This is a genomic window from Chryseobacterium sp. SSA4.19 (genome assembly GCF_022601875.1).
Taxonomy (GTDB): domain Bacteria; phylum Bacteroidota; class Bacteroidia; order Flavobacteriales; family Weeksellaceae; genus Chryseobacterium.
In genome coordinates this window covers 61768-78157 of record NZ_JAKVIP010000013.1, presented here as the reverse complement: position 1 = coordinate 78157, position 16390 = coordinate 61768, and the positions used below count along the sequence as shown (strand labels likewise).

12 protein-coding genes are annotated in these 16390 nt (G+C 38.0%); 7 read left to right on the top strand and 5 right to left on the bottom strand.

The window, feature by feature from the left end:
• Nucleotides 1–11 precede the first annotated feature (11 nt).
• Nucleotides 12–1430, bottom strand: a complete 1419-nt coding sequence (locus MKJ01_RS10800; RefSeq protein WP_241613911.1) for an oligosaccharide flippase family protein — start codon at nt 1428–1430, stop codon at nt 12–14.
• 236 nt (nt 1431–1666) lie between these two features.
• On the opposite strand from MKJ01_RS10800, the gene MKJ01_RS10795 reads away from it, so the two are divergent.
• From MKJ01_RS10795 to MKJ01_RS18835, 3 genes are all read left to right on the top strand, one after another.
• Complete coding sequence (locus tag MKJ01_RS10795) at nt 1667–3001, top strand: dihydroorotase (RefSeq protein ID WP_241613914.1); 1335 nt, start codon at nt 1667–1669, stop codon at nt 2999–3001.
• Between the two features lie 134 nt (nt 3002–3135).
• Nucleotides 3136–4191 carry a hypothetical protein gene (locus MKJ01_RS10790; RefSeq protein WP_241613916.1) on the top strand — a complete coding sequence of 352 codons (1056 nt, stop codon included), beginning with the start codon at nt 3136–3138 and terminating at the stop codon, nt 4189–4191.
• Between the two features lie 84 nt (nt 4192–4275).
• Nucleotides 4276–4398 carry a hypothetical protein gene (locus MKJ01_RS18835; RefSeq protein WP_302850485.1) on the top strand — a complete coding sequence of 41 codons (123 nt, stop codon included), beginning with the start codon at nt 4276–4278 and terminating at the stop codon, nt 4396–4398.
• Nucleotides 4399–4474: 76 nt separating this feature from the next.
• Here the strand turns inward: MKJ01_RS18835 and MKJ01_RS10785 are convergent, their stop codons facing one another.
• The 3 genes from MKJ01_RS10785 to MKJ01_RS10775 form a co-directional block, all read right to left on the bottom strand.
• Nucleotides 4475–5371: an AraC family transcriptional regulator gene (locus MKJ01_RS10785; protein WP_241613917.1), complete on the bottom strand. Its 897-nt coding sequence runs from the start codon at nt 5369–5371 to the stop codon at nt 4475–4477.
• 257 nt (nt 5372–5628) lie between these two features.
• Nucleotides 5629–6630 (bottom strand): aldo/keto reductase, encoded by a 1002-nt coding sequence (locus tag MKJ01_RS10780; protein ID WP_241613919.1) that lies wholly within the window; start codon nt 6628–6630, stop codon nt 5629–5631.
• A 107-nt stretch (nt 6631–6737) separates the two neighbouring features.
• Nucleotides 6738–9035 carry a GH92 family glycosyl hydrolase gene (locus MKJ01_RS10775; RefSeq protein WP_241613921.1) on the bottom strand — a complete coding sequence of 766 codons (2298 nt, stop codon included), beginning with the start codon at nt 9033–9035 and terminating at the stop codon, nt 6738–6740.
• 185 nt (nt 9036–9220) lie between these two features.
• Between MKJ01_RS10775 and MKJ01_RS10770 the strand changes: the two genes are divergently transcribed.
• The 4 genes from MKJ01_RS10770 to MKJ01_RS10755 all read left to right on the top strand — a co-directional run bounded on the left by MKJ01_RS10770 (nt 9221) and on the right by MKJ01_RS10755 (nt 15334).
• The gene (locus MKJ01_RS10770; protein ID WP_241613923.1) at nt 9221–10102 is read left to right on the top strand and encodes an SDR family oxidoreductase; all 882 of its coding nucleotides are present in this window, start codon (nt 9221–9223) and stop codon (nt 10100–10102) included.
• An 82-nt stretch (nt 10103–10184) separates the two neighbouring features.
• Nucleotides 10185–12383 carry a M1 family metallopeptidase gene (locus tag MKJ01_RS10765; protein ID WP_241613924.1) on the top strand — a complete coding sequence of 733 codons (2199 nt, stop codon included), beginning with the start codon at nt 10185–10187 and terminating at the stop codon, nt 12381–12383.
• Nucleotides 12384–12524: 141 nt separating this feature from the next.
• The gene (locus MKJ01_RS10760) at nt 12525–13358 is read left to right on the top strand and encodes an endonuclease/exonuclease/phosphatase family protein (protein WP_241613926.1); all 834 of its coding nucleotides are present in this window, start codon (nt 12525–12527) and stop codon (nt 13356–13358) included.
• Nucleotides 13359–13471: 113 nt separating this feature from the next.
• Entirely contained in the window at nt 13472–15334 is a 1863-nt protein-coding gene (locus MKJ01_RS10755) for a M1 family metallopeptidase (protein WP_241613928.1), read from the top strand.
• A gap of 59 nt (nt 15335–15393) precedes the next feature.
• Here the strand turns inward: MKJ01_RS10755 and MKJ01_RS10750 are convergent, their stop codons facing one another.
• Nucleotides 15394–16389: a zinc metalloprotease gene (locus tag MKJ01_RS10750; protein ID WP_241613930.1), complete on the bottom strand. Its 996-nt coding sequence runs from the start codon at nt 16387–16389 to the stop codon at nt 15394–15396.
• Nucleotide 16390: the final 1 nt, after the last annotated feature.

Sequence of the window (16390 nt, the reverse complement as noted above, 5' to 3'; positions counted from 1 at the left end):
GAGTCAGGTATCTATCTCTTGATTCTTGATAAGAGCATGTCTTTTTCGGAGTACATTAAAATTCCGGAATAGATTAGGAAAAACAGGTTTCCAATCCATAAATTATAGTCAAAATACCTTACGAGTACAAAGCTGAATATCATCAGCATTCCTAAAAACAATGTCATTTTCTTAATGCGATAAGGAATAGGATAATATTTTTGACCTAATAAATAAGATGTTATCATCATGACAAAATATGCGATAAAAGTTACCCAAGCTGAGACCATAAATCCGAATTTTGTCAGGAATATTAAATTTAATACAATGGTTAAACCGGCTCCCAGCCAGGAAATAACAGTTCCTATTTTAGTTCTGTCCGTTACTTTATACCAGGTTGAAAAGTTGTAATAAATCCCAAAACACAAATTGGCAATTACAATAATCGGGATAATATCAATTGCTGTCCAATATGAGCTGTTGGGGATCAGTATTTGTTTTAACCATGAGATATTGGCAATGATTGCCATGGCAACGGTTGATGCGAAAAATGTAAAATACTCAGTAACTTTGGCATAGGTTATCTTCGCATTTTCATTATTCATCTGTTTGAAGAAAAAAGGCTCAATTCCCATTCTGTAGGCTGTTACGAACAAGGTCATCAAGACGGCTAATTTATAACAACCACCATAAGCTCCGGCATCTTCTTCAGGAATGAACCAGATTTGAATGGCTTTATCAAAGTTTTCATTAAACATAAAAGCTAATCCGGCAATCATAATGGGCCATGAATACTTTATCATTTTCCTGAAAAGATCAGCGGAAAACTCAAATCTGACTTTGAAAATCACAGGCATTAACAGAACAACGCCTAAAAAGCTTGCTGCCAGGTTACTGTAGAAAGGAAAAGAAACTTTTTCCTTTAAACCAAAATTTTGGGATAGGTGCAGTGGGATATATAAAAATAATGCAAGTGTTAAAACAGTCTGGAAGAGAGATTGTAATACTCTTACCAATGAATATTTTATTGGCTTATTGTTATAACGGAGCCAGGCAAAAGGAATCACACAAAGGCTGTCAAAAAATGCAATCCATGCAAACCATATGATGTATTCCGGATTCGAAGAGTATTTTAAAGTGTCTGCAATTGGTTGTGCAAAAATAAGACAGCTTAGCAGGAAAAGTGTTGATAATCCAAACAAAAACCAAAATGAGGTATTAAATGTTTTCTTTTGATTATCCTTATCGGATGAAAACCGAAAGAAAGCGGTCTCAAACCCAAAAGATAAAAGAATATTGACAAAAGAAATTAATGCATAAAGATTTGAGAATATGGCAAAATCCTTTTTATCAATCTGGTCAATATATAAGGGATTTAAAATAAATAGAATCACTCTGGGCATAATGGCCCCAATTCCATATATAATGGTTTCGTTCAGCAGTTTTTTCATCTGTTATTTTATTTTTCTCAGTCAGATGGAATCTCTGATTTCAAAATGTGAAATTTTCTGCAAATGTAAATATTTAGAAATTGATTTTGATCACCGTCATTAAAATTCATTCATAAACGTTAATTTTGTTTTATTATAGAAGTCAGAGATTAGAAGTTAGAAATTAGTAATTACACTTTTTAATTTTCAATATCAAAACTAACTTCTAAGATCTAACATCTAATTTCTAAGTTAAAATGAAGACCTTAATCAAAAATGTAAAAATCGTTAATGAAGGACAAACTTTTGAAAGCGATATTCTTATTGAAAATGATTTAATCTCTAAAATAAGTCCTCATATTTCTGAAGAGGCAGACCAGGTTATTGATGGAATAGGAAAATATATTTTACCCGGAGTTATTGATGACCAGGTACATTTTCGTGAACCAGGTCTGACACATAAAGGTGATATTGAAACGGAGTCCCGTGCTGCGATTGCAGGTGGAACTACAAGTTTTATTGAACAACCGAACACCGTTCCGAACGCGGTAACGCAGGGATTATTGGCTGATAAATATGAAATCGCTTCTCAAAAATCTTTTGCCAATTACGGTTTTATGATGGGTGGAACCAATGATAACTTAGAGCAAGTTTTAAAAACCAACCCGAGGAATGTTCCCGGAATTAAATTGTTTTTAGGCTCATCAACAGGAAATATGCTGGTTGATAACCCTGAAACTCTGGAAAATATTTTCAGTAATACCAAAATGCTGATTGCGGTTCACTGCGAAGATGAAGCGACCATCAGAGAAAATACTCAGAAATATCTGGATGAATATGGTGAAGATATTCCCGTAAAATTTCATCATTTGATAAGAAGTGAAGAAGCCTGTTATATATCCTCCTCGAAAGCGGTGGAGCTGGCCAAAAAGACAGGAGCCAGACTTCATGTTTTCCATCTGTCGACTGCGAAAGAAATGGAACTTTTCAGAAATGATATTCCTTTAAAAGACAAAAAAATTACAGCAGAAGTTTGTGTGCATCATTTGACTTTTACCAATGAAGATTATGAAACAAAAGGCGGGTTGATCAAATGGAATCCAGCTGTAAAAACTCAAAAAGACAAAGACGCACTCTGGAAAGCGTTGCTGGATGACCGAATCGATGTGATTGCAACTGACCACGCACCTCACACTTGGGAAGAAAAACAGAATGTGTATACAAAATGTCCTTCCGGAGCACCCTTGGTGCAGCATTCTTTAATGGTGATGTTGGAAAACTATATAAACGGCAAAATTTCTCTGGAAAGAATCGTTGAAAAAATGGCTCATAATCCTGCGATTTTGTTCAGAATTGAAAAACGCGGTTTTATCAGAGAAGGCTATAAAGCAGATTTGGTTTTGGTTGATTTGAATCAAAACTGGACGGTTGAAAAAGAAAATATTCTTTACAAATGCGGTTGGAGCCCGCTGGAAGGAACTGAATTTCATTCTAAAGTGACGCATACTTTCGTCAATGGAAATCTGGTTTATGAAAACGGAAACATCAACGAAAAAAAATTCGGAGAGCGGTTGCTTTTTGAAGTGGAATAATAAATATCAATAGGCGCGGGTTTTTTACCCGCTTTTTATTTGGGTAAAAGTGTCAGATAAAATCTAAAAAACACACAATATCTAATTTTCAAATCACAATTTTGTGTAGTTTTGTGCTGAAAAAATCCATGTTTATGTTTAAAGTTTTATTGATTTTATTTCTTTCCATTTCATTATCTGTCAGCTCGCAAGATAACACGAATTCTCTTTCAAACTCATCATGGACACGGATACAGTCTAAAATGGTGGATGGCAGTAGAGATCTGTCGCAAGAATCTTATCGACCTTTAGTGTGGAAGTTTAATGGAAATAAATTGTGTGAAAATATTGATCCGTGGTTTTTAGCAGCAAATAAATGCAATAACATTAAAGTTGAAAACAGTTTTATAAAGATGTCTGGTAAGACAGTTTATCAGATTGAAAAGCTTACAGCAGATTCATTAGTTGTAGTAGAAAGCTGGGAGGTAAAAACTTCTCCTGACAAAATAAAAAGAATGCGGTTTGTAAATACGGAGATTCTTATGAACGATTTTGTGAAGAACGAAAAGAGTGATTCAATCGTAATTACTGCTCGGGATATGACTCCTGCTTTGAAAAAAGATCTTATTTCCGACATTACCAGTATTCTTATGAAAAAAGATCTTAATCACGATGTTACTTTGGAAGGGCAGATTTTTATTTTTCCCAAAGCACAGAAAGTTGAGGTAATAACGGATAATAAAAAGCTAAGTAAAAACAATCAAGCCACTGTTGATGTATTCAAAACAGCTTTACAGGAAAACTTCAAAGCTTGGAATGTTATGGGATTTGAGCGATTTGAAAAAATAATTATTCCATATCGCTTTCACAGTAAACAGGATGAAGGTACTGCCAGTATTTCTTTTTCCGGCAGAATTCCTTTAAAAGAAACCAAAGTATTTATTCCTGTGATAAAAAATAAATTTACTTCTTCAGAAAATTTCGGTAAAGGTTATAAAGCGATTGAAAGTCAAAAATTTGATAATGCCGTTCACTTTTTCAATCAGGCTTTTGAATATGATAATACTAATACTGATGCCTTGTATAATGTAGTTTCTATTTCACTTTCTCAAAACAAAACAGATGTTGCTTGTGTCGCTTTGAAAAAGTTAAATGAATTGGAGCAGGCAGAAGGCATGAAACTATATAAAGAAAGATGTTTTGGAAAGTAAAATTAGAAAACTAATTTCAAATGAGTTGAAGAATTTAGAACTCAATAGTTTCGTCAAAAAGTAGTAGATTCCAAACAGATAGCTGTGGTCGTAGAATATATTTCCACAGATTACAGCAGAACATTGAAACATGTGATTATGGCACTTTCAGAATGGGGAAGAACGCATAAAAAAAATATCAGAGAAGATGTTTTTGAAAATAAATAAAATCTCGCAGATTGAGCAAATCAAACAGATAATTAAAAAATCTGCGTCATCAGTTCAACCTGCGAGAGCATAAAACCTAATTAAACGACTGCCGGAATTCCAAAGGCGACACACTTGTTTTCTTTTTAAACAGGGTAGAAAAAGACTGCGAATGCTCAAATCCCAGTTCATAAGCGATCTCACTTACTGAAAGTTCAGTCGTGGAAAGTTTCTCTTTCGCTTTGCTGATCAGTTTTTCGTGAATGTGTTGCTGCGTATTTTGTCCGGTGTGAACACGCAGAAGGTCACTTAGGTAATTCGGAGAGAGATTCATTGCTTCAGCAATTTGATGAACGGTCAATAATCCTTTTTCAGACGATTCTTTATCGAAATATTTATTCAGAAACTTTTCAAATTTTACCAGTAACTGATGGTTGCTGTTTTTCCTCGTAATAAACTGCCGCTCATAAAAGCGGTTGGAGTACTGGAGCAAAGTTTCAATATGCGAAAGGATAATTTCCTGCGTATATTTATCGATATGACTACATTCTTTGTCAATTTTATTCAGAATTTCAAGTAAATCATTTTCCTCATCTTCAGAGAGATGTAAGGCTTCATTCACTGCATAGGAGAAAAATCCATAATTTGAAATCGTAGTCGCCAAAGAATGTTTCAGCAAAAAATCTTCGTGAAAAATCAGCAAATAGCCTGTGTTCCTGCAATCCATAGCGGTCACATCGAGATATTGAACCTGATTGGGCGCCGTAAAACTCAGAACACCTTTATCATAATCGTAATGTTGTTGTCCGTATCTTATTTTTCCGGTCGCAGTACGTTTCAGCGCAACGCAGTAATAACGGCTCACGAAGCCTTTCCAAACCTCATCTTCAGAGAAAACGGCTTCCGAAAGATTAATCACACTTACCATCGGGTGCTTCGGTTCCGGAAGCGATAATAACCTGTGAAACTGGGAAATAGATTGTATCGTGTTCATAATTTGAAATTCTAAATAGTAAAAGTAATAATTATTTGACGGCGAACCATTTCGTAGTTTTGGTCGCCTTTATCCTTCTTCCATTCTCGCTTTTTTATTCTTCATACCTCTGTATAAAAAGAAGTTCGATCAAGACGGGACACAATGGAATTGCGTTTAAGAACAGTACAGAAATGGAGTGAAGAATCCCTACCATAAAGCTGAGATTCTTCCATCGTCAGAATGACCAACTACAATAATTTAATTTCAGATAAAAATTAATAATCCAAAAGTCCCATACTGAACTCATCATAAGGATTACCCGTATCCGTTCCTAAAGGTACAATACTTTCCAGTTTTGCAATATCGCTTTCACTCAAAACAATTTGGCTGGCTTCAATATTCTGTTCAAGATATTTTCTGCGCTTCGTTCCCGGAATAGGAATTATTCCTTTACTGATAATCCAAGCCAAAGCCAATTGTGAAGGTGTAATTTCTTTTTCTTTAGCCAAATTCTCAATCGCTTCCACCAATTCAATATTCTTGTGGAAATACTGTTCCTGAAAACGCGGAATTCCTCTTCGAAAATCATTTTCAGGCAGATCGTCAATCGATTTAATCTGTCCTGATAAAAATCCTCTTCCCAGCGGAGAATATGCTACAAAACCAATCCCCAATTCTTTCAGAGTTTCAATCACCCCTTTTTCTTCCACCGTCCTTTCAAATAAAGAATATTCACTTTGCACCGTAGAAATCGGATGAACCGCGTGCGCTCTCTTCACGGTTTCAGAAGAAACTTCCGACAAGCCAATGTACCCGATTTTCCCTTCTTTCACCAAATCACTCATCGCGCCTACCGTTTCCTCAACAGGAACATTTTTATCGAGGCGGTGCATGTAATACAGGTCAATGTAATCGGTTTTCAGATTTTTCAGAGAACGTTCAATCGATTTTTTTACATAATCTTTTTGTCCATTGATTTTCCAGGTGATTTGTTCATTGTCATCAATCTCCCAACCGAATTTCGTGGCAAGAATATACTCGTTACGATTTCCTTCAATGGCTTTCGCAATAAGCTGTTCATTTTTAAAAGGACCGTACAAATCAGCCGTGTCGAGAAAATTACCACCCAATTCCAAAGAACGGTGAATGGTGGCAATCGCTTCTTGTTCGTCAGATTTGCCATACATATCAGCATCCCCAAAACCGGTCATTCCCATGCATCCCAAACCGATATTCGGAATGATTAAACCCTGATTTCCTAATTTTACTTTATTCATCTTTTTAGTATTGATTTTAATAAGTCAAAATTCAGAAGAATTTAAAAACCGGGTGTATGCAAAACAAAGATTGTCGTATGCAAAATACGGATTGCTGTTTTTAATATCTATTTCCTAAGCTTTGAACTCATGTAAAAGCTTAATTTTCCACCATTCATAAGATCAGTATGTTTTAGGATAAAGTTTTTAATTTCTTTTCCATTCAAAAGAACTTTTTCTACATAAACATTTTTCGGGCTTTGATTAATGGCTTCAATTTCAAATATTTTCCCGTTTTCCAAATGTAAAACAGTATTTTCAATTGCCGGACTTCCAATGGCGTAATCTTCAGAGCCAGGAGCCACCGGATAAAAACCAAGCGAACTTAAAATATACCAGGCGCTCATTTGCCCTGCGTCATCATTTCCACCCAAACCGTCAGGTGCTTCTTTGTACTGCATGTCTAAAATTTTTCTGATCTGTGACTGGGTTTTCCAGGGCTGACCTGCCCAGTTGTAGAGATAGGCTACATGATGGGCCGGTTCGTTCCCATGAACATATCCACCGATAATTCCTTCCCGCGTAATGTCTTCAGTGTCTGCAAAAAACTCGTCCGGCAAATGCATGGTAAACAATTTGTCCAGTTTTGAAGCAAATTTTTTCTTTCCGCCCATCATTTTGATCAGCTCGTCCGGGTTATGAGGAACAAAGAAACTGTAATTCCACGAATTCCCTTCAATAAAGCCCTGTCCATGTGTGCTTAAGGCATTAAAGTCTTTTTTAAAACTTCCGTCTGCTAAACGAGGCCGCATAAACCCTATTGTTTTATCAAAATTATTTTTCCAGTTTTCAGAACGTTTGATGAATTGATTATAAATTTCCATTTCACCCAAATGCTTTGCCAGCTGTGCAACTGCCCAGTCATCATAGGCATATTCCAATGTATTGGATACCGACGTTCCGTTTTTCTCCGCAGGAATATAGCCTGAATCTATGTATTGTCCGATGCCTTCATAATCACGTTTGTTAGCAGTTTCAATACAGGCCAGTAATGCCTCTTTTGCATTGCCGGTATAATTTCCTTTAATGATTGCATCGGCAACCACACTTACACTGTGATAGCCACTCATGCACCAGTTATCATTGGCATAATGGGACCAGATCGGTAACATTTTCATCGAAAACTGATTGTAATGGGCCATCATCGATTTTACCATGTCATTATTTCTTTTCGGCTGAATGATATTAAAAAAGGGATGGAGCGAACGATAGGTGTCCCAAATAGAGAATGTTGTGTAGTTCGTAAAATCTTCTGCTTTGTGAATGTTTTGGTCTAAGCCTTTATATTCTCCGTTAACATCCATGTAAGTTGTCGGATTGATAAAAGTATGATACATCGCCGTATAGAAATTTATCTTCTGGCTGTCAGAGCCTTTAATAACAATTTTATTTAGTTCCCTGTCCCAGTCTTCCTGGGCTTTTGCTTTAACCTGATCAAAAGATAAATTTCCGGTTTCTTGTTCTAAGTTTTCCAATGCATTGGCCTGGCTTACGGGAGAAATAGCCAGTTTGATTTCAATTGGTTCATGTTCATAGGTGTCAAAATCAAAATGCATTTTCAGATTTTTTCCTGCGATTTCAGGGAAGTTTTTTGTTTGGTCAAATTTTCTCCAGAATCCGTTGTATACCTGTTTCCCATCATAGCTTTTCTGTCCGTATGATTTGAAGGGTTTCGAGAATTTCATGGCAAAATATACTGTCCTTGTTCTTGCCCAGCCATTAGTCTGCCGGTAGCCGGTAACTGTATTCCCATTCTCGACACGTACATAGGTCCAGATATTTTTACCGTCGTAATTGTAAATTCCTGACATAAGATCCAGAATGATGTGTGCCTGGTCCGACTTCGGAAATGTATACCGGTGTACACCGACCCTGGTTGTTGCGGTTAATTCTGCCAGGATATTGTGGTCGTCCAGCTTTACCTGGTAATGTCCGGCTTCAGCTTTTTCGTTTTGATGGGAAAACATGCTTCTGTAGCCGCTTTCAGGATGACCTGCCGTTCCGGGGTTTAATTGTAATTTTCCTGCCGTAGGCATGATGAGGAAGTCCCCCAAATCAGAATGTCCTGTCCCGCTGAAATGCGTTGAGCTAAATCCAACAATTGTTCTATCTTCATACCGATAACCTGCACAATATTTATAAACCTCACCATTGTATTTTCCGTTCATTTCATAAGAAATCGTATCGGTTTCCGGACTTAGCTGTACAGCTCCAAAAGGAACCGTTGCTCCGGGATACGTATGTCCCATTTTTTCAGTGCCGATTAACGGATTTACATATTGACAGAGTTTTTCAAAGCGCTGGGCTTTTCCATACACACTTAAAAATAAAAGAAATATAAATACAGGAATTGAAGGCCTTTTCATGAATGATCAATTTTTTAAGTCTTAAATTTAGTTAAATTTAAAATGCATTCCTGTTTATTTTCGTTTTGGGTTTCGGCGACTTCGCCGCCGAAACCCAAAATGATAACCCAATTTTTTATTTTATACATATGATTTATAACTTTCTGAATAACTAAAAACCCTATTTTTACTAAAACAATAATAGTATGAATGTATATACACAGCCAATGCTGCGAGAAGACGCACTTAAAGATAAAGTAGCAATTGTTACAGGAGGAGGAAGCGGTTTGGGAAAAGCCATGACCCGATATTTCCTGGAATTGGGAGCAAAAGTAGTAATTACCTCCAGGAATCTGGATAAATTACAGGGAACTGCGAAAGAACTGGAAGAACAGACCGGTGGAAAAGTTCTTTGTGTGGCATGTGACGTAAGAAACTGGGATGAAGTGGAAGCCATGAAGGAAGCCACTTTAAAGGAATTCGGAAAAATTGATATTCTTTTAAATAATGCAGCAGGAAACTTCATTTCACCGACAGAACGGTTAACGCATTCTGCATTTGATTCCATTTTGGATATTGTACTGAAAGGAACTAAAAACTGTACGCTTTCCATTGGGAAACACTGGATCGATTCAAAAACTCCCGGAACCGTTTTAAATATTGTTACTACCTATGCCTGGACAGGTTCTGCATATGTAGTTCCGTCAGCATGTGCCAAGGCGGGAGTTCTGGCTATGACAAGATCTCTGGCTGTGGAATGGGGAAAATACAATATCCGTTTTAATGCCATTGCACCGGGGCCTTTCCCTACAAAAGGAGCATGGGACAGATTGCTTCCCGGAGATATGAAAGACCAGTTCGATTTAGCTAAAAAAAATCCGCTCAAAAGAGTCGGGGAACATCAGGAACTGGCCAATCTTGCTGCGTATCTGGTTTCAGATTTTTCATCCTTCGTCAATGGTGAAGTTGTAACGATTGATGGCGGGGAATGGTTACAGGGAGCCGGCGAATTTAATATGCTGGAAGATATTCCGCAGGAAATGTGGGATGCACTGGAAACCATGATTAAAGCGAAAAAATCAAACTGATTCTTTTTATACCATTAAAGCTGCCGTGATGTACTGATTGCGGTAGCCTCTTCAGCTATGACACAAATATAAAATAATTTTAATGAAATTTAAATTCCCAATCCTTGTCTCAGCATGTGCCGTAATGTTTTTTTCACAGGCCGCATATGCACAGGAAGCTCCTAAATATGATTATGTAGAAGCTTTTAAGCCATTTTTTTATACCCAGACCGGCACAGCTACACGTTCCGCAAGCGGCCAGCCGGGACATGCGTACTGGCAGAATTCTGCAGATTATAATCTGAATGTAAGCCTCAATGAGGCTAAAAATGAAATTACAGGAACCACTGAAATCACATATACAAACCACAGTCCCGATCAGCTGGGATTTTTATGGCTGCAGTTGGATCAGAACTTATTTGAAAAAGATTCAAGAGGAAATGCTGTAGTTCCCATGTCCGGTAGCCGTAACGGATCACATGGAGAGGAATTCGAAGGCGGATATAAGATAAAATCAGTTAAGCTTGACGGTAAAGAAGCTAAATATACCATTACTGATACCCGAATGCAGATCGATCTTCCTTCTGAGCTGAAAGCGCAGGGCGGCGTGACGAAAATTAAAATAGAATATTCGTTTCTTTCCCCGAAATACGGTTCCGACAGGATGGGAATAGAAGATACAAAAAACGGGAAAATTTTCACGATAGCGCAATGGTATCCCAGAATGTGTGTATATGATGATGTATCGGGATGGAATACGATGCCCTATCTGGGCGCTTCTGAATTTTACCTGGAATATGGAAATATCACGGCAAACATCACAGTTCCGGCCAGCCATTATGTGGTGGCTTCAGGAGAATTGCTCAATGCAAAAGAAGTGTATACCAAAGAAGAAAATAACCGTTGGGAACAGGCGAAAAAAAGTGATAAAACAGTCATGATCCGTTCTGAATCTGAAATAGGCAAAAATCAGCAGTCAGGAACAAAGACATGGAAGTTTAAGATTACTCAGGCAAGGGACTTTGCCTGGGCGTCTTCAGCAGCATTTATACTGGATGCTGCAAAAATTAATCTCCCGAGCGGAAAAAAATCATTGGCAGTTTCAGCTTATCCTGCAGAGAGTGCGGGGGAAAAAGCCTGGGGAAGATCAACAGAATATACAAAAGCAGCCATCGAACATTACTCGTCGAAATGGTATGAATATACCTATCCCGCGGCGACCAATGTTGCCGGTAACGAAGGCGGAATGGAATATCCGGGAATTGTCTTCTGCCATATGACTTCTAAAGGCGAAGAACTTTGGGGTGTTACAGATCACGAATTCGGACACAATTGGTTCCCGATGATCGTAGGGTCTAATGAAAGGCTTTTCGCATGGATGGATGAAGGGTTTAATACTTTTATCAATGAACTTTCAACAGAAGCATTTAACAAAGGAGAATATTACCGGAAGAAAAATATAGCGCAGACCGGAGCTTTTCTGATGAACGACGGCTTTGAGCCGATCATGGTCGGCCCGGACAATATGAAGGAAAGCAGCATCGGGATTCTGGCCTATTATAAACCGGGGCTTGGGCTTGGAATGTTGAGAGAATCTATTTTAGGACCGGAGAAATTTGATAAAGCATTCAGAACCTATATTCAGCGCTGGGCCTTCAGGCATCCTACTCCCTGGGATTTCTTCCATACCATGGAGAATGTTTCCGGAGAAGAACTGAACTGGTTCTGGAGAGGATGGTTTATCAATAAATGGAAGATCGACCAGGCTGTGAAAAATGTAAAATATGTCAATGGAGATTTTAAAAACGGAGCTCAGATTACGGTTGAAAATATCGGCCAGCTGCCTATGCCTACTACGGTTCAGATAAAATTCAGAGATGGTACAGAACAGGTTGTAAAACTTCCGATCGAAATCTGGAAAAGAAATACGGAATGGACATTCAAAATCGATTCTGCCAAAGAGATTGAGCAGGTGAAGCTTGATCCTGATTCGCAGATTCCGGATGTCAATATCCAGAACAATAAATGGACTTCTGCAGATGCAAAACCCGTAGAGAAAATTAATGCCAAAGATTTCACAGGAACATTCGCCAGTAAGGAAATTCCTTTGAAAATCACTTTTTCAGAAAGGAATAATCAGCTTTTCGGACAGGGAACGGGGCAGCCCGAATTTCCTTTGGAATATAACGGAAACAATACTTTTACGTTCGACCAGGCACAGATTTCAATGACCTTCAGCCAGGATAAAAAAACCATTACTTTTATGCAGGGAGGAAGATCGTTTAAATTTACCAGAGAATAGATTTTCTTTGAGATAATTACTGAAAACTCCAGAAATTCCGGAGTTTATTATGAACTTAACTTAATAATAAACGGCATATTCATTATGATCCTCTGATGCAGAAGCCTTATTTTTGCTTTCTTATTAATTAAAATAAAGAGTATGAATTTGAGATGTTCAATTGTATTCCTGATGTTTTCTGTATTGAATTTTTCACAGGACTTAAAGGTAATGAGTTTCAATATCAGGCTGAATGTAGATTCTGACAAGGAAAATTCCTGGACAAACAGAAAACAGGATGTTGCAGATTTGCTCACGTATTATCACCCGGATTATTTTGGCGTTCAGGAAGCACTTCCTGAGCAGATGAAAGATCTTAAAAACGGATTGAAAAATTACGATTACATCGGTGTCGGCAGAGATGATGGTGAAGAAAAAGGAGAGTTTTCAGCGATATTTTATGACATACACAGGCTTCAGGTGATGAAATCAGGAACATTCTGGCTTTCGGAAACCCCTGAAAAACCTTCAAGAGGCTGGGATGCCGCTTTAAACAGAATCTGCACCTATGCCGTTTTTAAAGATAAAAAATCAAAAAAAGAATTCATGGCGCTGAATCTTCATTTTGATCACATCGGAAAGATGGCCCGGGTAAAATCTTCAGAACTGATTTTAAAAAAAATCAGAGAAATCAATCCTAAGAATCTGCCGGTAACCGTAAGCGGCGATTTTAATTTAACTGAAGATTCAGAACCTATTAAAATCATGTCGCAAAATCTACAGGATACATTTTACCATTCGGAAACCAAACATTACGGTCCAAAAGGAACATTCACCGGTTTCAATATCAATGAAATTCCAAAAGACCGGATTGATTATATTTTTACGAAAGGATTTACCATTAAGTCTCACAGGCACATTAATGACAGGCGTGAGAACCTGCTGTATCCGTCGGATCATTTTCCGGTTTTGGCAGAACTTCAACTTAAAAACTAACCATATTGTTTTCTTAAATTAGACAAGATAAAAATTGAAAGCGGCCGTTATTGCATTGCCGTTTTTTTCTTATTTTTATGTTAAATTAAATACATATTATAACAAAGATTTCAATGAGAAAATTGGCTTTGGGTTTATTGCTCTTTACTTCATGGCATTCGTTCGCTCAGGAACTGTATATGCCCAGAAATATCAAAAAAGCATATGAAAACGGAACACGCGACCTGTCAGGAACACCGGGAAAAAAATATTGGCAGAATAAAGGGATTTATAATGTTGAGGTAAAGGTCGATGCTGCTTCAAAAACCGTTTCAGGAAAAGAAACGATCATATACAGCAATAACAGCCCTGACAACCTGAATGAACTGGCAATCAGGTTTGTCAACAATCTGCATAAGCCGCAGGCTCCGAGATCAGGAATGGTCTCAAAAGATTTTTTGTCATCAGGTTTACATATTAAATCGTTCATTGTGAATGGTGAAAAATATACAGTAAATACGGATGATTGGGGAACCGTAGAAAAAGTAAAGCTTAATACCGCTTTAAAATCCAAGACAAAAGCGGAAGTCAAAATAGAATGGGAATATCCGCTTTCCGTACAAAGCGGGCGCGAAGGACAGATCGATCCTGAAACCTTTTTTGTTGCATATTCATTCCCGAGAATTTCAGTATATGATGATTACAACGGCTGGGATATGATCCCTCATTCGGACCGGCAGGAATTTTATAATGACTTTAATGATTATAATTTTGCCATTACCGCTCCGAAAAATTATGTTGTCTGGTCGACAGGAGATTTCCTGAATCCTGATGCCGTACTTCAGCCTGAATTTTTAAAAAGATATAAAGCTTCATTAAAAAGCGATAAAGTTATTCATGTGGCTTCTGAGCATGAAATGAAGTCAGGAAAGGTGACGAAACAAAATAAATGGAATGTATGGAAATTCAAAGCCAGCCATATTACCGATTTTTGTTTTGCTTTGAGCAATCATTATGTGTGGGATGCAGCAAGTGTACAGCTCAAGACCAAAAGAGCAAGCGTTCAGGCCGGATATAAAGCCGGAGCCAAAGATTTTGAACATTATGTAGAGTGGATGCGGTATAATCTGGATTGGTTTTCTAAAAACTGGCCCGGCGTGGAGTATCCATACAATGTAATGACGGCTATTCAGGGATATGCAGATATGGAATATCCGATGATGATCAATGATACCAGTATTCCTGATGACTTTCAGGATTCGAGACTTACGGCAGATCACGAAATTGCACATACTTATTTCCCTTTCTATATGGGAATCAATGAAACAAGATATGCTTTTATGGACGAAGGCTGGGCGACTACGCTGGAATATCTGATCGGAATTGATGAAAACGGCGAGGCAAAAGCAAAAGAATTTTATCAGAATTTCAGAGTGAAAAGATGGATCAATGATCCTTCTGCAGAGCAGGACCAGCCGATCATTACCATGAGTACCCAGGTGAGCGGAGCAGGATACGGTAACAATTCTTATGTGAAATCTTCGTTGTCATATCTGGCTTTAAAAGATTATCTGGGAGATGAGCTGTTTAAAAAAGCACTGCATTATTATATGAATAACTGGAATGGAAAGCATCCTGTGCCCTGGGATTATTTTAATTCCATGAATACAGGATCGGGAAAAGATTTGAATTGGTTCTTTAATAATTGGTTTTATACCAATAATTATATTGACCTTAAAATTTCAGGCACTTCCCAGATGAATGATCTTCTTACCGTGCACATTGATAATGTGGGAGGTTTTGCTATTCCTTTCGATGCAGAAATTACTTATGACGACGGAGCAACTGAAAAACTGCATTTTTCACCATCTGTCTGGGAAAAAGATCAGAAGCAAGCCATGCTGACGGTCCCGATCAGGAAAAAAGTAAAGTCTGTGAATCTTGACGGCGGCCTTTTTATGGATTATACTCCGGCAGACAATAAGAAAATCCTTTAATTAAAAACGGCTGTTTCAATTTTGAAACAGCCGCAATTTTAATTATAAAAATGAAAAGATTAATAAATTCTTAGTCCTGATCTGGCACCCGATGAAGCTACGACAGACTGCATTCTTGTTTTTTGTCCTGCAGAGAACATAAACATGGCAGCATCATCTACATAATCCATATAATTCATGAACATAACGGATCTCTGCACGCCACTGCAGGTGTTATAAAGCGGATAGGTTGGTTTTCCGTAATTGGCTGAAGTTTGGGTAGGGGTATCCGATACCAGGTCATTTCCGCAGTTGGCATCTCCCCAGATATGTCTAAGGTTCAGATAGTGCCCTACTTCATGGGTAGCTGTTCTTCCCTGGTTGAAAGGAGATGAAGCGCCTGTTTTCCCGAAATATGGAGCTGCAATCACGACTCCGTCATTCCATAATCCGGAAGATTCAGGAAACGTCGCATAACCTAATGTTTGTCCCATGTTCCCTATGACCCAGATATTCAGGTAATTGGATGGGCTGGTGGCATCAATCCCTCCGCTGGATGCTTTCTTCATCGCATCATTAGTACTCCAGCTGGTTTTGGTAGTCGATTTTCTTACCGTATTTGCCAATCTGAACCTTACCTTAACGTCACCGGCTTTGATTCCTTGAAATGCAGTAGGAATTTTAGAAGCATCACTATTAGTGCCTCCATAATCTGCATTTAAAACAGCAATCTGTTCTGCTATACGGGAATCTGAAATATTTTCAGTGGAAGTCCTGTATAACACATTCACCACTACAGGAATCTCTACAGTACCATCAGACAATACTTTTCCGAGTTTAAGGTCATTCTCAAATTTCTCAGTGTTAGATTCCAATTCTGAATATTTCTGTCTGAGCTCAGAGCTTTTCTGAAGGGCTATCTTCCTGACTTCTTCGGAAGCACAGCCTCTCTGTAATGCGGATCCTACTGGTACCGCAGTAAGATTATCCGGTTCTTCATTTTGGTTTGAAATGTTGTCGCTGGTGCAGGCAGACATGAAGCTCAGCATAAGAGCTCCGAACAATAATTTTTTCATA

Excerpts from the sequence above, each read along its gene's own strand:
- MKJ01_RS10800 (WP_241613911.1), bottom strand. The coding sequence starts at position 1,430 with ATGAAAAAACTGCTGAACGAAACCATTATATATGGAATTGGGGCCATT.
- MKJ01_RS10795 (WP_241613914.1), top strand. The coding sequence starts at position 1,667 with ATGAAGACCTTAATCAAAAATGTAAAAATCGTTAATGAAGGACAAACT.
- MKJ01_RS10790 (WP_241613916.1), top strand. The coding sequence starts at position 3,136 with ATGTTTAAAGTTTTATTGATTTTATTTCTTTCCATTTCATTATCTGTC.
- MKJ01_RS10785 (WP_241613917.1), bottom strand. The coding sequence starts at position 5,371 with ATGAACACGATACAATCTATTTCCCAGTTTCACAGGTTATTATCGCTT.
- MKJ01_RS10780 (WP_241613919.1), bottom strand. The coding sequence starts at position 6,630 with ATGAATAAAGTAAAATTAGGAAATCAGGGTTTAATCATTCCGAATATC.
- MKJ01_RS10775 (WP_241613921.1), bottom strand. The coding sequence starts at position 9,035 with ATGAAAAGGCCTTCAATTCCTGTATTTATATTTCTTTTATTTTTAAGT.
- MKJ01_RS10770 (WP_241613923.1), top strand. The coding sequence starts at position 9,221 with ATGAATGTATATACACAGCCAATGCTGCGAGAAGACGCACTTAAAGAT.
- MKJ01_RS10765 (WP_241613924.1), top strand. The coding sequence starts at position 10,185 with ATGAAATTTAAATTCCCAATCCTTGTCTCAGCATGTGCCGTAATGTTT.
- MKJ01_RS10760 (WP_241613926.1), top strand. The coding sequence starts at position 12,525 with ATGAATTTGAGATGTTCAATTGTATTCCTGATGTTTTCTGTATTGAAT.
- MKJ01_RS10755 (WP_241613928.1), top strand. The coding sequence starts at position 13,472 with ATGAGAAAATTGGCTTTGGGTTTATTGCTCTTTACTTCATGGCATTCG.
- MKJ01_RS10750 (WP_241613930.1), bottom strand. The coding sequence starts at position 16,389 with ATGAAAAAATTATTGTTCGGAGCTCTTATGCTGAGCTTCATGTCTGCC.